The 16334-nt window shown below is 29.8% G+C and carries 17 protein-coding genes; 1 reads left to right on the top strand and 16 read right to left on the bottom strand.

The features are described from left to right. Nucleotides 1–17 precede the first annotated feature (17 nt). From dut to atpB, 11 genes are all read right to left on the bottom strand, one after another. Nucleotides 18–452 (bottom strand): dUTP diphosphatase, encoded by a 435-nt coding sequence (gene dut / locus ACTF56_RS00700; protein ID WP_438964981.1) that lies wholly within the window; start codon nucleotides 450–452, stop codon nucleotides 18–20. Beyond that, nucleotides 449–1906 (bottom strand): oligosaccharide flippase family protein, encoded by a 1458-nt coding sequence (locus ACTF56_RS00695; RefSeq protein ID WP_438964980.1) that lies wholly within the window; start codon nucleotides 1904–1906, stop codon nucleotides 449–451. The genes dut and ACTF56_RS00695 overlap by 4 nt, the downstream gene beginning before the upstream one ends. Before the next feature lie 32 nt (nucleotides 1907–1938). Next, nucleotides 1939–2412, bottom strand: a complete 474-nt coding sequence (locus ACTF56_RS00690; protein ID WP_438964979.1) for a hypothetical protein — start codon at nucleotides 2410–2412, stop codon at nucleotides 1939–1941. 4 nt (nucleotides 2413–2416) lie between these two features. After that, nucleotides 2417–2839 carry a GNAT family N-acetyltransferase gene (locus ACTF56_RS00685; protein ID WP_438964978.1) on the bottom strand — a complete coding sequence of 141 codons (423 nt, stop codon included), beginning with the start codon at nucleotides 2837–2839 and terminating at the stop codon, nucleotides 2417–2419. Further along, nucleotides 2839–5175: a prolyl oligopeptidase family serine peptidase gene (locus tag ACTF56_RS00680; RefSeq protein WP_438964977.1), complete on the bottom strand. Its 2337-nt coding sequence runs from the start codon at nucleotides 5173–5175 to the stop codon at nucleotides 2839–2841. Before ACTF56_RS00680 ends, ACTF56_RS00685 begins: the two co-directional genes overlap by 1 nt. 88 nt (nucleotides 5176–5263) lie before the next feature. Continuing rightward, nucleotides 5264–6121, bottom strand: a complete 858-nt coding sequence (atpG, locus tag ACTF56_RS00675; RefSeq protein WP_438964976.1) for an ATP synthase F1 subunit gamma — start codon at nucleotides 6119–6121, stop codon at nucleotides 5264–5266. A 73-nt stretch (nucleotides 6122–6194) separates the two neighbouring features. Then, nucleotides 6195–7769, bottom strand: coding sequence for a F0F1 ATP synthase subunit alpha (gene atpA / locus ACTF56_RS00670; RefSeq protein WP_438964975.1), 1575 nt, complete (start codon nucleotides 7767–7769; stop codon nucleotides 6195–6197). A 38-nt stretch (nucleotides 7770–7807) separates the two neighbouring features. Next, nucleotides 7808–8341: an ATP synthase F1 subunit delta gene (atpH, locus tag ACTF56_RS00665; RefSeq protein WP_438964974.1), complete on the bottom strand. Its 534-nt coding sequence runs from the start codon at nucleotides 8339–8341 to the stop codon at nucleotides 7808–7810. 5 nt (nucleotides 8342–8346) lie between these two features. Beyond that, nucleotides 8347–8838, bottom strand: coding sequence for a F0F1 ATP synthase subunit B (locus tag ACTF56_RS00660; RefSeq protein WP_438964973.1), 492 nt, complete (start codon nucleotides 8836–8838; stop codon nucleotides 8347–8349). A gap of 75 nt (nucleotides 8839–8913) precedes the next feature. Further along, complete coding sequence (gene atpE / locus ACTF56_RS00655; RefSeq protein ID WP_320815916.1) at nucleotides 8914–9114, bottom strand: ATP synthase F0 subunit C; 201 nt, start codon at nucleotides 9112–9114, stop codon at nucleotides 8914–8916. 40 nt (nucleotides 9115–9154) lie between these two features. Next, the gene (gene atpB / locus ACTF56_RS00650) at nucleotides 9155–10237 is read right to left on the bottom strand and encodes a F0F1 ATP synthase subunit A (RefSeq protein ID WP_438964972.1); all 1083 of its coding nucleotides are present in this window, start codon (nucleotides 10235–10237) and stop codon (nucleotides 9155–9157) included. A gap of 183 nt (nucleotides 10238–10420) precedes the next feature. Between atpB and ACTF56_RS00645 the strand changes: the two genes are divergently transcribed. Further along, entirely contained in the window at nucleotides 10421–10600 is a 180-nt protein-coding gene (locus ACTF56_RS00645) for a hypothetical protein (protein ID WP_438964971.1), read from the top strand. A 108-nt stretch (nucleotides 10601–10708) separates the two neighbouring features. Here ACTF56_RS00645 and ACTF56_RS00640 read toward each other — a convergent pair whose 3' ends face one another. From ACTF56_RS00640 to ACTF56_RS00620, 5 genes are all read right to left on the bottom strand, one after another. Beyond that, entirely contained in the window at nucleotides 10709–10936 is a 228-nt protein-coding gene (locus ACTF56_RS00640; RefSeq protein WP_438964970.1) for an AtpZ/AtpI family protein, read from the bottom strand. Then, a complete protein-coding gene (locus ACTF56_RS00635; RefSeq protein WP_438964969.1) occupies nucleotides 10905–11312 on the bottom strand; it encodes a bactofilin family protein in 408 nt (135 codons plus the stop codon). Before ACTF56_RS00635 ends, ACTF56_RS00640 begins: the two co-directional genes overlap by 32 nt. A gap of 3 nt (nucleotides 11313–11315) precedes the next feature. Beyond that, nucleotides 11316–13946: a tetratricopeptide repeat protein gene (locus tag ACTF56_RS00630; protein WP_438964968.1), complete on the bottom strand. Its 2631-nt coding sequence runs from the start codon at nucleotides 13944–13946 to the stop codon at nucleotides 11316–11318. 173 nt (nucleotides 13947–14119) lie between these two features. Beyond that, nucleotides 14120–14815 (bottom strand): ABC transporter ATP-binding protein, encoded by a 696-nt coding sequence (locus ACTF56_RS00625; protein ID WP_438964967.1) that lies wholly within the window; start codon nucleotides 14813–14815, stop codon nucleotides 14120–14122. Nucleotides 14816–14821: 6 nt separating this feature from the next. Further along, nucleotides 14822–16306 carry a DUF5687 family protein gene (locus ACTF56_RS00620; protein ID WP_438964966.1) on the bottom strand — a complete coding sequence of 495 codons (1485 nt, stop codon included), beginning with the start codon at nucleotides 16304–16306 and terminating at the stop codon, nucleotides 14822–14824. Between the last annotated feature and the right edge of the window lie 28 nt (nucleotides 16307–16334).

Below are 16334 nucleotides of genomic sequence, written 5' to 3'. Positions count from 1 at the left end.
AAACTGAACACTGATTACTATTTAACTCCTGTGCTTCCAAAACCACCTTCTCCACGAGATGTTTCGGACAATTCTTCAACTTCAATCCATTCGGCTCTTTCGTGTTTGGCTATGATTAGTTGAGCAATTCGTTCGCCGTTTTCAATTACGAAGGGTTCATTGGATAAATTTACTAAAATTACTCCGATTTCTCCACGATAATCCGCATCAACTGTTCCAGGTGAATTTAATACTGTGATTCCTTTTTTGGCAGCCAAACCACTTCTTGGACGAACTTGAGCTTCATAACCTATTGGTAATTCGATAAAAAGTCCTGTTTTTACAATGGTTCTTTCTAGCGAATTTAATGTAATTGGTTCAGATAAATTAGCACGTAAATCCATTCCAGCTGAAGCAATGGTTTCGTAATTAGGTAATGAGTGTTGAGATTTGTTTATTATTTTTATGTTCATTTTTTCTTAATTATTCTTAATAAAATTTCCTTTTCATTTCTATAAATAAAATAGCCGAAAAAAATTATGGCTAAAATACCAAAAATATAGGTTTCTCTAAATATTTCGATGTAAAAAGAAAGTCCAGATAAAAGAATTGCTAATCCTAAATATCCGATAATTTTCTTCATATCATATGGAATTGGATAATATTTATTTCCAAAATAATAAGAAATGAACATCATTGTTCCATAAGCTGATATGGTTGCAATGGCACTTCCCATATAACTCCAAATTGGGATTAATAAAAAGTTTAAGGCTAATGTGATTATGGCTCCAACTATTGAAATGTACATTCCCATTTTGGTTTTATCAGTTAATTTATACCAAACGGATAAGTTTGTGTAAATTCCTAAAAAGAAGTTAGCTAACACAATTAAAGGTACCACTTTTATGGCTTGCCAATATTTATCATTATCTATTAAAATTTCTTTTAAAACATCAATAAACACAATTATAAAAAGAGTCATTAATGATCCAATAATAACAAAATACTTAGTTACATCTGCAAATGTTTGAGTTGCATTATTTTCTTTAGCGTGATTAAAGAAAAAAGGTTCAATTCCTAAACTATAAGCCGTTCTGAATAAAACCATAAATAATCCTAATTTATAACAAGCACCATAAGCACCAATATCAGCTTTTGAAACATTAAAAACATCTAGTAAAATTTTATCTAAATGTTCATTAACTCCAAACGCTAAACCAGCAATTAAAATAGGATATCCATATTTTAGCATTTGCTTCCATAGGTCTAAATTAAATTTCCAATTAAGATTAAAATAATCCGGAATAAAACAAACTAGAGTTACTAAACTTGCCAATAAATTTGCAAAGAATACATAACCAATTTGAAAGTCTTCAATATAAATAGAAGCTAAAAATGAATCAGGATTTGAACTTGCTATTTTTGGAAGAAAATATAAAAAGAATACATTCAACGTTAGGTTTAATCCAACATTGATAAATTTAATTATTGCAAATACTTTGGGTTTTTGTAAAGCTCTTAATTTCGCAAAAGGAATTACACTCAATGCATCAAAAACTAAAATCCAAATAGCATATATTACATATTCAACATCTGTATTTATTAGGTTTGCTAACGTATTTCTAAATAGTAGAGCAACTGTTAAAAAAGCTAAAGAACTCCAAAAAACAGAAATACTTGAAGTTTCAATAACTGATTTTTTATCATCTTCTTTATTGTAAAATCTAAAAAAAGAAGTTTCCATACCATAAGAAAGCAGCACGTTTAAAAAAACCATATATGCCAACAAAGTAGTGATTTCGCCATAATTAGAGGCTGGCATTAAATCTGTATGTAATCGAACTAATAAAAAACTCAACATTCTGGGCAAAACTGTTGCTAAGCCATAAATTGCAGTTTGTTTAAAAAGACTTTTATATACACTCAAAATTGTGGTTTTTTATATTGAAGCAAAAGTAATTAATTCTTTGATTTATTCATTGATGGATAAGCAATCATTGGTTTTTCTTTAACGTTTTTGGCTAATCCTACCAAATACTTACCTTTTGATTTAATTCTAAAATATAAAAGTGCTTCATCAGGTTTTAAAACATCTTCTATTGGAGCTTCATTTCCATATTCCTTTGCAGGATTTTCATCTAAAATTAAATCATTTTGTTTTGTATTAATTTTTGCTACATATTCTGTTTCTGAAATTTTTTCAAAAACACCTTCATAGGATTGAAAACTAACTTTTTCTAATTCAAAATCATGATTTAAAGGCTTCTTAAATATAATATGAAGATTAATACCACTTCCACCACCTTGAACTCCAGCAACCCATTTTTGATAATAGGCATTGTCAATTTCATAAAAATCAATATTCTCTTGGACCACTTTTGATGAGGAACAAGAAGCAATTGCAAAAACAATAAGTGCTGTTAAAATCTTCATTTTTTTATTTTAAATCTTTTACAAAATGAAATCCTTTGGGTACAAAACCAAGGTTCATATAAAATTTTTGTGCTGCAAAATTGGTTGTATAAGCATCTAAAGCAGCCATTGTGCAATCGTTGTCTATTGCTTTTTGAACTAGATATTCTGTGATAACCTTCCCAATACCTTTAGAACGATGATTGGGATGAACTATTACATTATCCAATTCTAAATATTTACCACACCACAATTTAGTTGCTATCCAAAATCCAGCCAAACCTATAGTTTCATTGTTTTCTTGAATGATTACTTGTTTGTAATTAATAGGCAACATTTCGTTTAAAAGCGATTCATATTTTTCCAAAGTAAAATCGGTATACAATTGTTGAATGATTGGAAGCTGTTCCAACATTGTTTCTTTGGTAGTTAATTCAAGGATTTGCATTATTTTTCTAATAAATTTTCATTGAACAAATCTAAAATTCTTCTGTATTCATCAATCCAAGAGTAGGTTTCTTTAAAACCATGAGCTTCCACTGGAAAAACGGCCAAATCCCAATCTTTTTTCCCTAATTCAATAAAACGTTGCGATAAACGAACTACATCTTGAAATTGCACGTTATCATCAACCATTCCGTGTAACATTAACAATTTATCTTGAAGATTTTCAGCAAAATAAATGGGTGAACTTCTTTTGTAAGCAATAGAATCAGTTTCTGGGAAATTTAAAATATTAGCTGTATATCCTTGATTATAATGAGCCCAATCTGTTACTGAACGCAAAGCTGCTCCTGCTTTAAACTCTCCAGGTTCAGTCAATAATGCCATTAAAGTAATAAATCCTCCGTAAGAACCACCGTAAATTCCCACTCGATTGGCATCAATTCCTAAATTCTCAACTAAATATTTTTTTCCGTCTAGTTGATCTGATAAATCTAAACCACCCATGTGTCTATAAATTCCTGTTCGAACGTCTCTTCCATATCCATCACTTCCTCTATAATCAATGTCTAAAACCGTGTAGCCTAAATCGGATAACATATTGTGAAACATAAATTCTCTATGATAAGAACTCCAATAATTATGAGCATTTTGTAAATATCCAGCTCCATGTACAAAAATTATAGCTGCATTGTTTTTTGCGTCTACTTTTGGTTCGTATAATCTTGCATAAACTGATTTTCCATCTTCTGCTTTGAAAGTGATTACGTTTGGACTTTTCCATTGGTAAGCTTCAAATTCTTTTGTGGTTGACTGCGTAATTTGTTTTAAAGTTGGATTAGGTTTATTATCAGCAACATATAATTCCCAAGGTTTATTTTTATAGGAATAACGTACTAAAAGTTGTTTTTCGTTTGGAGATAATTCCACTTCATAAGCACCATCATTGGTTAAAATAGGTGTAATTTTTTTGGTTTCACTATCTAATTTATAGAATTCTCTGTTCCCTGGATGATTGGTATTTGTAGTAATATAAAATGTTTTTAAATCTTGTGATAATTTTACATCTCTAACTTCCCAGTTGCCTGAAGTCAATTGAACTTTCTTTTTAGAATCTAAATTCAAAGTATATAAATGAGAAAATCCTGTGGCTTCAGATTGAAAATAAATGGTCTCATTATCTTTTAAAAAACCTAAAGTTCCTCCTCCATAATTGTAATTTGGAATTCCTGGTCCACCAATCCATGCTTCGTCATGTTGATGATCTAATTCTGTTATTGCTCCTGATTTCAAGTTTAATTCAACTATCCATCGGTCTTTATTGTCTTGACTTCTTAATTCAAAAACAGCTTTTGTTCCGGTTTTGTTGTAAATTGGGCTAACCATTACCACTGCTTTTTCAACCTTTTCTTTATCTTTTAAATTGTCATATTCTTGGTAATACGCAGGATAATCCATAATTCCGGTTAATTTGGAGAACGAAACATAATAAACGGTGTCTTTTTCAATGTTATAAATTCCCATTTTATGTTTGCTCAGATTATCTATGGATACTTTGGAACGTGCCGTTTTGTTGGAAGTATAGCCATCATCAGTAATAAAATGTTCTACTTTTGTTGGCTTTTGAGTTTCATAATCTGAAAGCCTAAACGTGACAAACTTTCCGTCTGGAGAAGGCTTTAATTGCTCTAAAGCAGATTTCCCGTAATAAATTTCTTTGATTGAATTGGATTTATCATTAGCGTATTTTTCATCAAACCAATTCTTTTTTGACTCATCATCTCTTACAAATTGAAACAATTCAGATTGTTGTTTTTCCAAATAGTTTTTAGATTTTTCTTTTTCTTCAAATTCATTACCGGTTTTAAAATTGGTTAACTGTATTATTGAAAAATCTTTGACATTCAATTGAAAAATATTTCTAGATTGTTGGTAAAAAATGATATCTGGATTGCTACTTCTTTCCACATTATAAATGCGCTCCGTTGCAACAATTACTTTCTTAATGCTTTTATTCTTTCTATTGTAAGCATATAAATTTCCTGATTTTGTGTAGTAGAAAATTTCATATTCTTTTTGGTTAGAATCGTCTATTTCTTGATCAGAATCTTCCAAAACTTGAGGTGTTTTCATTGAGGAATTCCAATAATAAGTACTACTTCCTGGTTCGTTTTTTGGATTCCAATCAAAATAAATTGTGGAACCATCTATCGACCAACGGTGATTTTCAGGTTGATTTCCAATGAATTCATTGCCTTTCATGATTTGCTCTAATTGAAGATTTTGAGCAATACCATTTAATCCTATCAAAATAAAAAGACTGAAAATATATTTATACATGATTTTGAATTTGGTTTAAACAAATATATTAAATAAAAAAAGAGCCAAATTACTTTGACTCTTTTAAAACTATTATTTTATATAAATATTAACTATTTAAAGCTTCCGCTCCACCAACAATTTCTAAAATTTCTCCAGTAATTGCAGCTTGACGTGCTTTATTATAAGTTAATTTTAATTGATTTCTTAATTCTGTTGCATTATCAGTTGCTTTGTGCATTGCGGTCATACGAGCACCGTGTTCAGAAGCAAATGAATCTCTAACTGCTTTATATAATTGTGTTTTTAATGATTTTGGAATCAAGGTTAACACAATTTCCTCTTTTGAAGGTTCAAAAATATAGTCAGAAGAAACGGCTTCACCACCAGTAATTGGTGCTAAAGGTAAAAATTGCTCTCTTTGTACAATTTGCGTAGCTGCATTTTTGAATTGATTGTAAACTATTTCAATTTTATCATATTCACCTGCTTCAAATTTATCCATCAAAACTTGAGCAATTTCTGCAACATTTTCAAAAGATAAATTATCAAAAATAGTACTTTGATTATCTATTACATTAAATGTCTTACCTAAAACATCATTTCCTTTTTTACCAATAGCAAAAACATCCACTTGTTTTCCAGGATAAGAATTTCCTATAACAATAGCTTGTTTGATAACATTTGTATTAAATGCACCGCATAAACCTCTGTTCGAAGTAATAGCAACAACTAATACTTTATTAATTTCTCTTTGATCAGCAAAACTACCAACGCTATCTCCTTCTAAAGTTGCACTTAAGTTTTGTAATAATTCCGTTAATTTTTCGGCATAAGGTCGCATTGCTGTAATAGCATCTTGTGCTTTTTTTAGCTTTGCTGCAGAAACCATTTTCATCGCTGATGTGATTTGCATCGTAGATGAAACGGAAGTAATTCTATTTCTAATTTCCTTTAAATTTGCCATTTTATATGAGTAATTAGTAATTAGCAACTAGTAATTAGCTTTTCACTAATTACTAATCACTATTCACTTAAAATTAATATTTTGCTGAAACTTCTTTAGCTGCTGCTCCTAAAACGTCAGTAATTTCATCTGTGAATTTACCTGCTTTTAAAGCATCTAATGTTGGTCTGTGTTTTGCGTTAAGATATTCGATAAAATCTTTTTCGAATTCTTTAACTTTTTCAACAGGAACATCCTTTAATAAGTTTTTAGAACCAGCATAGATAATTGCAACTTGGTCTTCAACAGTATATGGATCATTTACTGCTTGTTTTAAGATTTCTACGTTACGTTTACCTTTTTCAATTACGTTTTTAGTTACTGCATCTAAGTCAGAACCAAATTTAGCAAATGCTTCTAATTCTCTATATTGAGCTTGGTCTAATTTTAATGTACCAGCTACTTTTTTCATTGATTTAATTTGTGCGTTACCTCCAACACGAGATACAGAGATACCTACGTTAATTGCAGGACGAACTCCAGAGTTGAATAAATCTCCATCTAAGAAAATTTGTCCGTCAGTAATCGAAATTACGTTTGTTGGAATGTATGCAGAAACGTCACCCGCTTGTGTTTCAATAATTGGTAAAGCTGTTAAGGAACCTCCACCTTTAACGATTGGTTTCAATACGTCTGGTAAATCATTCATGTCTTTAGCAATCTCATCATTAGCGATTACTTTACAAGCTCTTTCTAATAAACGAGAGTGTAAGTAGAAAACGTCTCCAGGATAAGCTTCACGTCCTGGTGGTCTTCTTAATAAAAGAGAAACCTCACGGTAAGCTACAGCTTGTTTTGATAAATCATCATAGATAATTAATGCAGGACGACCTGTATCACGGAAATATTCTCCGATTGCCGCTCCAGCCATTGGTGCATATACTTGCATTGCTGCTGGGTCAGAAGCATTTGCTGCTACAATAGTTGTATAAGCCATTGCTCCTTTTTCTTCTAATGTTTTTGCAATTCCTGCAACAGTTGAAGCTTTTTGTCCAATTGCTACATATATACAATATACTGGTTGCCCAGCATCGTAAAATTCTTTTTGATTTAAGATGGTGTCAATACAAACAGTTGTTTTACCTGTTTGACGGTCACCAATTACCAACTCACGTTGCCCTCTACCCACTGGAATCATTGCATCAATAGCTTTAATACCTGTTTGTAATGGTTCTGTAACTGGCTGACGGAAGATAACTCCTGGTGCTTTTCTTTCGATTGGCAATTCATATAAAGTTCCACCGATTGGACCTTTTCCATCAATTGGGTTACCTAATGTATCTAATACACGACCTACAACTTCTTCTCCAACTTTAAGAGAAGCAATACGTTGTGTTCTTTTTACATTTGAACCTTCACGAATTCCTGTTGATGGTCCTAAAAGTACTACACCTACATTATCTTCTTCTAAGTTAAGTACGATAGCTTCTAAACCGTTGTCGAATTGAACTAATTCACCATATTGTGCATTAGATAATCCATAAACACGTGCGATACCATCACCTACTTGTAGAACAGTTCCTACTTCTTCTAACGAAGCTCCTGATTCGAAACCTGTTAATTGTTGCTTTAATATTGCTGAAATTTCAGCAGGATTTATTTCCGCCATTTTATTTATAATTTGTACACTAAAAAGTGCGATAAATATTAATAACTAAATTCTCTTTTTAAATTTTGCAAGCTGCTTGCAACAGATGCATTGTATTGTTGATCACCCATTGTTAAAATAAATCCACCTATGATAGATTCGTCAACAATGTTTTCAATAGTGATAGCTTTGTTTGAAAACTCCTTAATTTTTGCCAAAACTTTAGTTTCTAAATCAGCAGTTAGAGGAAATGCCGTTGTAACTTTTGCAATTTCAACACCATTTAATTCGTTCACTAATGCTTTAAAATCTGAAGCAATTGTTGGTAATAACTCAAATCTCTTGTTAACTAATAACAACTGAAATAAGCTTTTAGTTTCTTTTTGTGCTGAAGCAAAGATAGCTACTAAAGAAGAGTGTTTAACTTCACCTTTAATAATAGGACTTTGCAAAAAGTTTTTCAACTCTTTACTTTCCTTAACAGCATTTACTATCGAAGTCATATCTCTAGTAACGTTAACTGTGTTATTGTTTGCTTGTGCAATTTCAAGGATAGCTTTTGCGTATCGAATAGCTGCTCTTGTACCTGCCATAATGATTAGTTTAATTTGGCGTCACCTAACATTTTCTCAACTAAATTAGTTTGAGCTTCTTTGTTAGCTAATTCTCCTTTTAATACTTTTTCTGCAATTTCTAATGAAAGAGCACCTACTTGATTTTTCAAATCAGCAATGGCTGCATTTTTTTCACTAGCAATAGATGCTTTTGCTTGTTCAATCATTTTTTCTCCTTGAACTTGAGCTTCTGTTTTAGCATCATTAATCATTTTTTCTTTGATTTCACGAGCTTCTTTCATCATTAAATCTCTTTCTGCTCTAGCTTCGGCTAATAATTTTTCATTATCAGCTTTCAGGTTTTGCATGTCTTTCTTAGCGTTTTCTGCTGCTAATAAAGCATTATTGATTGAGTCTTCTCTGCTTTTTACAGCTCCAAGAATTGGTTTCCAAGCAAGTTTTCTCATTAAAATAAAGAAAACAATAAAAATTAGACTTGTCCAAAAAATTAAACTCTCAGGTGAAGTTAAATTCATAATATATATAATTTACTTTTAGTTTCTTTTTTAAAAAAATCTTCTCACAACCAACCGTTGTGAGAAGATAATTAATTACTTAGCAATTAAAGCAACTACTACAGCGAAAAGTGCAACACCTTCGATAAGAGCAGCAGCAATAATCATTGCTGTTTGAATTTTACTAGCAACTTCAGGTTGTCTTGCCATAGCGTCCATTGCTGATCCACCAATTTTTCCAATCCCGATTCCTGCTCCAATAACAGCTAATCCTGCACCGATTCCAGCTAATACCATAATAAAATATTTATTTAGTTAATAATTAATAAAACTCGATTTAATGATGATCATGTTCTTCAACTGCCTGACCAATAAACAGTGCTGACAACAATGTAAACACATAAGCTTGCAATGCCGCAACCAATAATTCTAACACACTCATAAACAATACAAATGCACCAGATACTGGAGAAATCCATTTTGTTTGGAATATGTAAATTAATGAAATTAAACTTAAAATAATAATGTGCCCTGCTGTAATGTTAGCGAATAAACGAATCATTAATGCAAAAGGTTTTGTGAACATTCCAATAATTTCAACTGGAATCATAATAGGAGCTAACCAAACAGGTACTCCTGGGGTGTTAAAAATGTGACCCCAATAATCTTTATTACCATTTACAGTTGTAACAATAAATGTTATAAAAGATAAAACAAATGTGAAATAGATATTTCCTGTTAAGTTTGAACTAAATGGAAAGAAAGGAATTAAACCAAACATGTTGTTAATCCATATAAAGAAAAATATAGTTAACAAGTAAGGCATAAATTTAGCATATTTCTTCTCTCCAATATTTGGAACAGCAATTTCATCTCTGACAAAAATAACTAAAGGTTCTAAAAATCCGGCAAGTCCTTTTGGTGCCATTTTGTTTTTCTTGTATGAACGAGCTAAAGCTGTAAATAGTAAAAACAATACTATTACAGAAAGTAACATAGAAAAAACATTTTTAGTGATTGAAAAGTTCAAAGGTCTAGCTTCGAAATTGAAAGCATTTTTATCCTCTTCACTTAATTTTTCAAACTTGTCTGCATAGTAAATAACTTCATTGTATCTAACAAATTTTTCACCATTTTTGTCAACAATGTGATGCCCTTCGTTATCATGATGAAATTCTCCTGAACTAAATGAAACCAAACCATTTTCAGTCCACAAAATAATAGGAAGTGAAAGTGAAATTGGATGACCATTCCAGTCAGCGATATGGAAATCGTGAGAATCACCAATATGAGAATTTATTAATTCTGTTGCATTAAATTCTTTCCCTTCTTCTTCACCATGACCAGCAATACTTTTAGTCGAAACTAGTAGTAAAGTAGCTAATAAAATCAAGTTCAATACTTTTCCAAAAATCTTCATAACTATATTTAGTTAAAAACAGTGTTTTAATTTTTTTGCAAAAGTACATTATTAATTAAAATAATAAAACATATTGATGTAATTTTTATAATATTTGTCTTTTACTGTTTTTTGTTTAATAATTTGACCATAAATACACTTTCAATTATTAAAAATATAAAATAACAAAAAAAGAAGTTTAACGTGTCCGGTATTTTATTGGAAAAATTAGATTTTATCAATGGCATTAAAAAAGAAACAGCAATTGCCATTTTTATTATTCCAATTCCTAAGAAAGTAAATCCAACTTTATCATTGAATTTATCATACATTAAATACAAAATTGCCAATCCTATTACTGTCATTAAAAAATTAAATAAATAGATATTTATTAAAGGAATAAACACACTTAAGTTTTTAATAATTAAATAATGAAAGACTCCAACTATCATAGTGATAAGAAAAAGATATAAAATCGAAAATAAAAATCTTTTAATCATTATTGTTTTGGATTTTTTTTAAATTTTTTAAAACTGAATAAAGCGATATAAATATAGCACTCAAAGATAATACAATTACAAAAGTTGGCTCTGTTCTAAAATACAAATCTAAATACTTTCCAAAAAATACTCCTGCAAAAATAATTATTCCCATTTGAAAAGGAATATTCAAAAAAATCAACCATTTATTAGGCTGTTTTTTCTTCTTGCTTTGGTTCATTTTTAAGTTCATTTATGCTTTTAACAGCGTTTCTCATGGTGCATGTTGCATTAAAAATGGCTCCTGGTTCAACGCCCAATTTTCCAATAAAAACTTCTCCTTTTACGGCTGAACTTGACTTTAAATTTAATAATTCTATGGCTTCTAATTTGCCTAAAAATTTACCTTCAATATCTATATTTTGACATTTTACTGTGCCTTCTACATATCCTTTTGGGCCAATTACTAGTTTTCCTTTTAGAATGCAATTTCCTAGTAAAGTTCCGTCAATTCTAAAATCTGCATCAGAAACAATATCTCCTGTTAGTTGAGTTCCTTCTGAAATTCTATTCATTTTGCCATAAAGGCTTTCGGTTGGTTTTTTCTTATCAAACATAGCTTATTTTAATAGTGATAAATAGGCTTCCCAATTTTTCTTGATTTGAACAACTTTATAGTTGTCCGAAGAAATTACAAATGCCTGATCAGCGATTTTATAGTCTTTATATTCTCGTAATAGACCAATAGTTGACTGTGCAATATCTTTGGTTGAAATTCCGTGTAAAACAATGAAATTAGTGTTTTCATCGTATATGTCATTTGATTTTTTAACTAAAGAGCTGTTTCTATCTGAAATATATTTATCTAATTTTTTATTTAATTCTTCTATTTCTGCGGTTGACAAATAATTTTTTGGAAAAACTATTTTGTAGGACGAAGCTTCTGAATCTGAAAAAGCCAAACTTTCTAAAACAGGAACTTCTGTAGTTAGAACTTGTTCTGCTTTTTTACCTTCTTTTGAATTTGGATAATTTAAAGCTACAAAGTTCAATACTTTTTTATATTCGTCTACTCCTTTTAATCGAGCTAAAATTTGAGCTTTTAAATATTCAAACTTAGGAGCCATTTCATCACCCGTAAACGTATCAATAAACTCTAAATTTTGTTTGTAAACTTCTCTTAGATTACCCGTTTCAAATTCTTTGTAAAGTTTTGAATAAACGGCTTCTGGAGATTGATTGTCGTTGTTTTCTTGTTCTGGATTTTGAATAATTTGTGCGTATCTACTTTCTGGAAACTCGGCTATGATTTGATTTTTTATTTCATTAGCTTTTGGATTTCCAATAATTTCATAGATTTTAAATAAATTATATTTGGATGGAAGAATGAATCTTGCTTCTGGATTGTTATTTAATAATTTTTCAAATTTTGCTGCAGCTAGTTCATATTCTTTAAATTTTTCTTTATAAATGGATCCTAATTGATAATCTGCAAAATCTCTATCTTTTTTTAAACTGTCTAAAACTTTAGAATCTGTAGGTAATAAATCCGTGTAAAAAGATACTTTGTAAGCTGGATTTTCTACTTCAATTTTTTCTTTTTCAGAAATGGAATCTTTTGTATTTTCATTTGAAGAGTTGGAACTTTCAGAACCAAAACTACTCAATCTCCAATTGTCTTTTAAAGCACGCTTTCCCCATCTTTTTCTAAATTCTGATTTTCCAGAAGAAACATTTGAAGGATTATAGAAATAGAATTTACTAACTGATGGCATATCATTACCTCCAATTCCTGGTGGAGCAAATTCTTGTGCTTGAGCTACTTTACTTGTTGCAGCATCCATTTTTGAAACCGAATTGATTCCTTTTCCAACAGAACCTGAACCTAGTTTAGATTCGTTTTCTGCAATAATTGCTAATCGTTCTAATTCTTTTTCTTTTAAAAGATTGGCTGCTTTTAACTTTTCTATATAATCTGAATAATATTGATCTCTGTCTGAAACAGAAAGTGATGTTACATATAAAATACTGTCGTTAGCTTTTGAGATGGTTTCATATTTAATAACATCGTCTAAATTGGCTCTTTTCTTAGCAATGGCTCTATATTCTCTAGTTTTGTCATCTAATCGAACTAGAGTACTGTCATAATATTTCCCAGCCAATTGGTATTCTGAATTATAAAAATTAATTTCTGCAATATTTCTATAATTTGAAGCTGTTAAATACTTGTCTTTTGACTCTTTACGTAAAGATTTATTGTAATACGATACAGCTTTGTCATCTAATTTTTGTTTGTCATAAAACAAAGCAACTTGATGGTTTAACACATCTAAAAAAGGTCTGTTTTCTCTGTCTTCCAATAACTTGTCGAATTTTTTCATAAAAACTAAAGTATCTCCGTTTTTATAATCAAATTGTTGTGCAAGTTTGGCATGAGATTGAATGGTATATTTTCTTGGTGCTCTTCTATTCATATCTATAACTTCCTGAAAAGCCATATTGGCACTGTCTTGAAATTTAAGATTTTCATATAATTGCCCTGTAATAAAGGTATATCTTGCTTTTTCGTCGTTAGATTTAGTATTTTCTTTTGCGATTTTTAAAACCACTAATGCTGTATCTTTTACTCCAACATTCATATACGCTTGCGCTAACATTGCACTGGCATTGGCTAAATCTTGACCTTTAATTTTTTTGTCTTTTAACAACTTTTTTAGATTATCTAAAGCCACTTGATCATTATCTAATCTGATGTTGATTTTTTCTCTCCAAACTTTAGCTTCGTATATTTTATCACTATTTGGATATTTGTACAAAACATAATTAAATGCTTCTAAAGCAGGAATAAAACGATTGTCATAATAACGTGCTTTACCTAATAAAATATAAGCTTCGTCCATTTGAGAGTTCTTTTCAGAACCACCAATATTCATGGAGTGTTTTTGAATGGCTTTGATAGCTTTGTCTTCGGCACGAATAAAATTTGGGTTTTTAGATTCGCCGGGTAACATTCCTTCTTCGTCATCTTGAAGTCTTTCCACTGGTAAAATATCCCAAAAATTATCTTGGTAGTTGATGTTAATATCCTTTAAACCCGTTTCTAAAGCAACTCCACCGTTGTATAAAGTATTATATTTGGCTGTTTTAGCATGGAAAGTTCGGTTAATAAATCTATCTTTCTTTACCGAACAAGAGATGGCAAGAAATATTAAAAATACTATTCCTAAATTTTTATATGTATTAATTTTCAAAATCAAAATGGTTTAAAAACATAACTGCTTTTTTCAGTTTTTAGTATATGAACTTGTAAAAATACGGTTTTTTTAGAATTATGGAAATTTTAAATCAATTATGTTCTTTATTTGAGTTTTTTGTATAAAAAAAACCTCTTAAAAAAGAGGTTTATAGGTGCTATTTTAAAAAATTAAGCAGAAAAGAAAGCTTCTAACTCTTTCAGGGTTTCTGTTGTTGGTACTAAATCTTTTACAATAGTTCCTTTTTCTAGAACTACAATTCGGTCAGAAACCTCAACGGTGTGTTGTAAATCATGACTTGAAACTAAAACTGTTGTCTTTTTATCTTCGGCTAATTCTTTAATAATTTTTTTCAATCTAATTTGAGTTGTTGGATCTAAGTTGGCAAAAGGTTCGTCTAAAATAACTACTTCTGGATTTCCTATTAAAGCTCCAACAATTCCAGCTTTTTTGGCATTTCCTTTAGATAAATCTCTAAGATATTTTTTATTGTTTAAAATTTCACCGTTAAAAAAGTCTTCATAATTTTTAAGAAAAGCATCTACATCAGCTTTATTCCAACCACGAAGTTCACCAATAAAATAAAAATATTCTTCTGGAGTTAAATAACCAATTAAAAAACTTTCGTCAATAAAAGAAGAAGTAAATTTTTTCCACTCTTCACTTGTATTAATTTGAATATTATTAGAAGTTATTCTTCCTGTTGTAGGAATGATTAAATCTAATACCATGCTAAAAAAAGTGGTTTTTCCAGCACCATTATTTCCCACTAAACCAAAACTTTGTCCTTTAGGAATGTCTAAATTATCTATTTGTAAAACGGTTGTCCCGTTGTATGTTTTTTTAAGGTTTGAAACTTGTATCATGATTTCTTAATTTTCTTGTTGTTTAAATCCTGCTATCGTTTGATATTTTCTTTTCTTGTATGCTTTGGCTATTTTATCCATAAAAAATGATCTTAAAAATATACCAATAATTCCTATTGAAGCTAATAAAATGGTTGCAGCGTTCATATTGGTCAATTTAAAAAATAAATACCAAATTAGTAATGGCAATAACATTAATGGAATTCCAACAATCCATTGTGCTGCTCCTGTTCCTTGATAATTCATAAAGGGACTTTTTTCTAAATCTATTTTCTTTTTATTAAATGAACCAGCATATAAAATCACCAAGACATTTATACCAATATTGTAAACTACACAAGCCAAATTAATCCATAAAATATGCCATCCAAAATACACATAAGGAATAGAAAGTAATCCTAAAACTATAATTGAAAAAGTCATTAATCCAGCTTTTGAAGCCAAATAGTTTTTTAATTGAATATTTTGAGCATGAATTAAACTAAAATAATTGCTATCCCAAGCAGGAATAAATTGTCCAAAATTTATGGTAAACATACCCGATGTAAAAATTCCAATAAACACAAAAAAGGCTGGCATTTTTTGATAAACAGGATTGGTATAAAAAATTAATCCGTAAACCAAAAATATCAGCGACAATAAAATGGTTGTTCTTGGTCTTTTGTTTCTCCAAATCAACTTTAAATCAAGTTGTAAAAACGGAGCAATAGATCCAAAACGTTTTGTCCATGATAAATCCGTTGTTTCAGCAGTAGCTGTTTTTGACTTTAGGAAACTATCCAAATAGAAATTTTTTGATAGGAAGGTATAATTTAAAAAATAAATTGCTATCAAAAAGGCTAAAAGACCAATGCAAGTAATTGGATTATTAGAAAGAAATAGCATTGCATTTGCAACCTTTTCACTAATGCTAAAAACATTAAAATAATCTAAAACTCCTAAAATTAATCCCATAACAACAAAAGGAATAAACTTTGATAGTTGTGCCGTAAAACTTTTTTTGATTAAAAAATTTATGTAATTTAAAATGATATTTATTAAAAAAACACTTATAAACCAAGTAATTGCTTGTGAAGCAGAAATTGCTTTTTCGTAGTAGGCAATAATAGTAAAAGGAATAAAAAGCAATAACGAAATTAAATTGTAAAAAGAAAACAAACTTTTTATCAAAACATAATTAATGATAGTTTTCTTTTTTATGTTTTGCGTTAAAAAAGATTTCATGTTGATAACTGGCAAAGTTTGCATGAAAAAACGAATGATTATTTGAAATCCTATCCAAGAAGCAATATAATTTTGAATTGAAATAAACGGATTGATAGTAGGAAAAACTTCTTCTAATATTTTATACAATCCAAAACCTAAGGCCAAAAAAGACAGAGAAAAATAAAGAGCTAAAAAACCTAGGAATATTTTTAGTGCGATACTTTTTCCAACGCTAGAAGACCTGAAAAATGATCTCCATTCTAAAAGTAAAAATTGTTTTATCATATTTATTAGTTGATGGTTGATGGTTGAT

The sequence above is a fragment of the Flavobacterium sp. genome (genome assembly GCF_965657075.1).
Classification (GTDB): Bacteria; Bacteroidota; Bacteroidia; order Flavobacteriales; family Flavobacteriaceae; genus Flavobacterium.
This window is presented reverse-complemented; position numbering and strand designations above follow the sequence as displayed.

Bases quoted from the DNA above. Each gene is read 5' to 3' on its own strand.
- atpG (WP_438964976.1), bottom strand. From the start codon at position 6,121: ATGGCAAATTTAAAGGAAATTAGAAATAGAATTACTTCCGTTTCATCT.
- atpA (WP_438964975.1), bottom strand. From the start codon at position 7,769: ATGGCGGAAATAAATCCTGCTGAAATTTCAGCAATATTAAAGCAACAA.
- atpH (WP_438964974.1), bottom strand. From the start codon at position 8,341: ATGGCAGGTACAAGAGCAGCTATTCGATACGCAAAAGCTATCCTTGAA.
- dut (WP_438964981.1), bottom strand. From the start codon at position 452: ATGAACATAAAAATAATAAACAAATCTCAACACTCATTACCTAATTAC.
- ACTF56_RS00680 (WP_438964977.1), bottom strand. From the start codon at position 5,175: ATGTATAAATATATTTTCAGTCTTTTTATTTTGATAGGATTAAATGGT.
- atpB (WP_438964972.1), bottom strand. From the start codon at position 10,237: ATGAAGATTTTTGGAAAAGTATTGAACTTGATTTTATTAGCTACTTTA.
- ACTF56_RS00640 (WP_438964970.1), bottom strand. From the start codon at position 10,936: ATGAACCAAAGCAAGAAGAAAAAACAGCCTAATAAATGGTTGATTTTT.
- ACTF56_RS00685 (WP_438964978.1), bottom strand. From the start codon at position 2,839: ATGCAAATCCTTGAATTAACTACCAAAGAAACAATGTTGGAACAGCTT.
- ACTF56_RS00635 (WP_438964969.1), bottom strand. From the start codon at position 11,312: ATGTTTGATAAGAAAAAACCAACCGAAAGCCTTTATGGCAAAATGAAT.
- ACTF56_RS00690 (WP_438964979.1), bottom strand. From the start codon at position 2,412: ATGAAGATTTTAACAGCACTTATTGTTTTTGCAATTGCTTCTTGTTCC.
- atpE (WP_320815916.1), bottom strand. From the start codon at position 9,114: ATGGTATTAGCTGGAATCGGTGCAGGATTAGCTGTTATTGGAGCAGGA.
- ACTF56_RS00625 (WP_438964967.1), bottom strand. From the start codon at position 14,815: ATGATACAAGTTTCAAACCTTAAAAAAACATACAACGGGACAACCGTT.
- ACTF56_RS00660 (WP_438964973.1), bottom strand. From the start codon at position 8,838: ATGAATTTAACTTCACCTGAGAGTTTAATTTTTTGGACAAGTCTAATT.
- ACTF56_RS00620 (WP_438964966.1), bottom strand. From the start codon at position 16,306: ATGATAAAACAATTTTTACTTTTAGAATGGAGATCATTTTTCAGGTCT.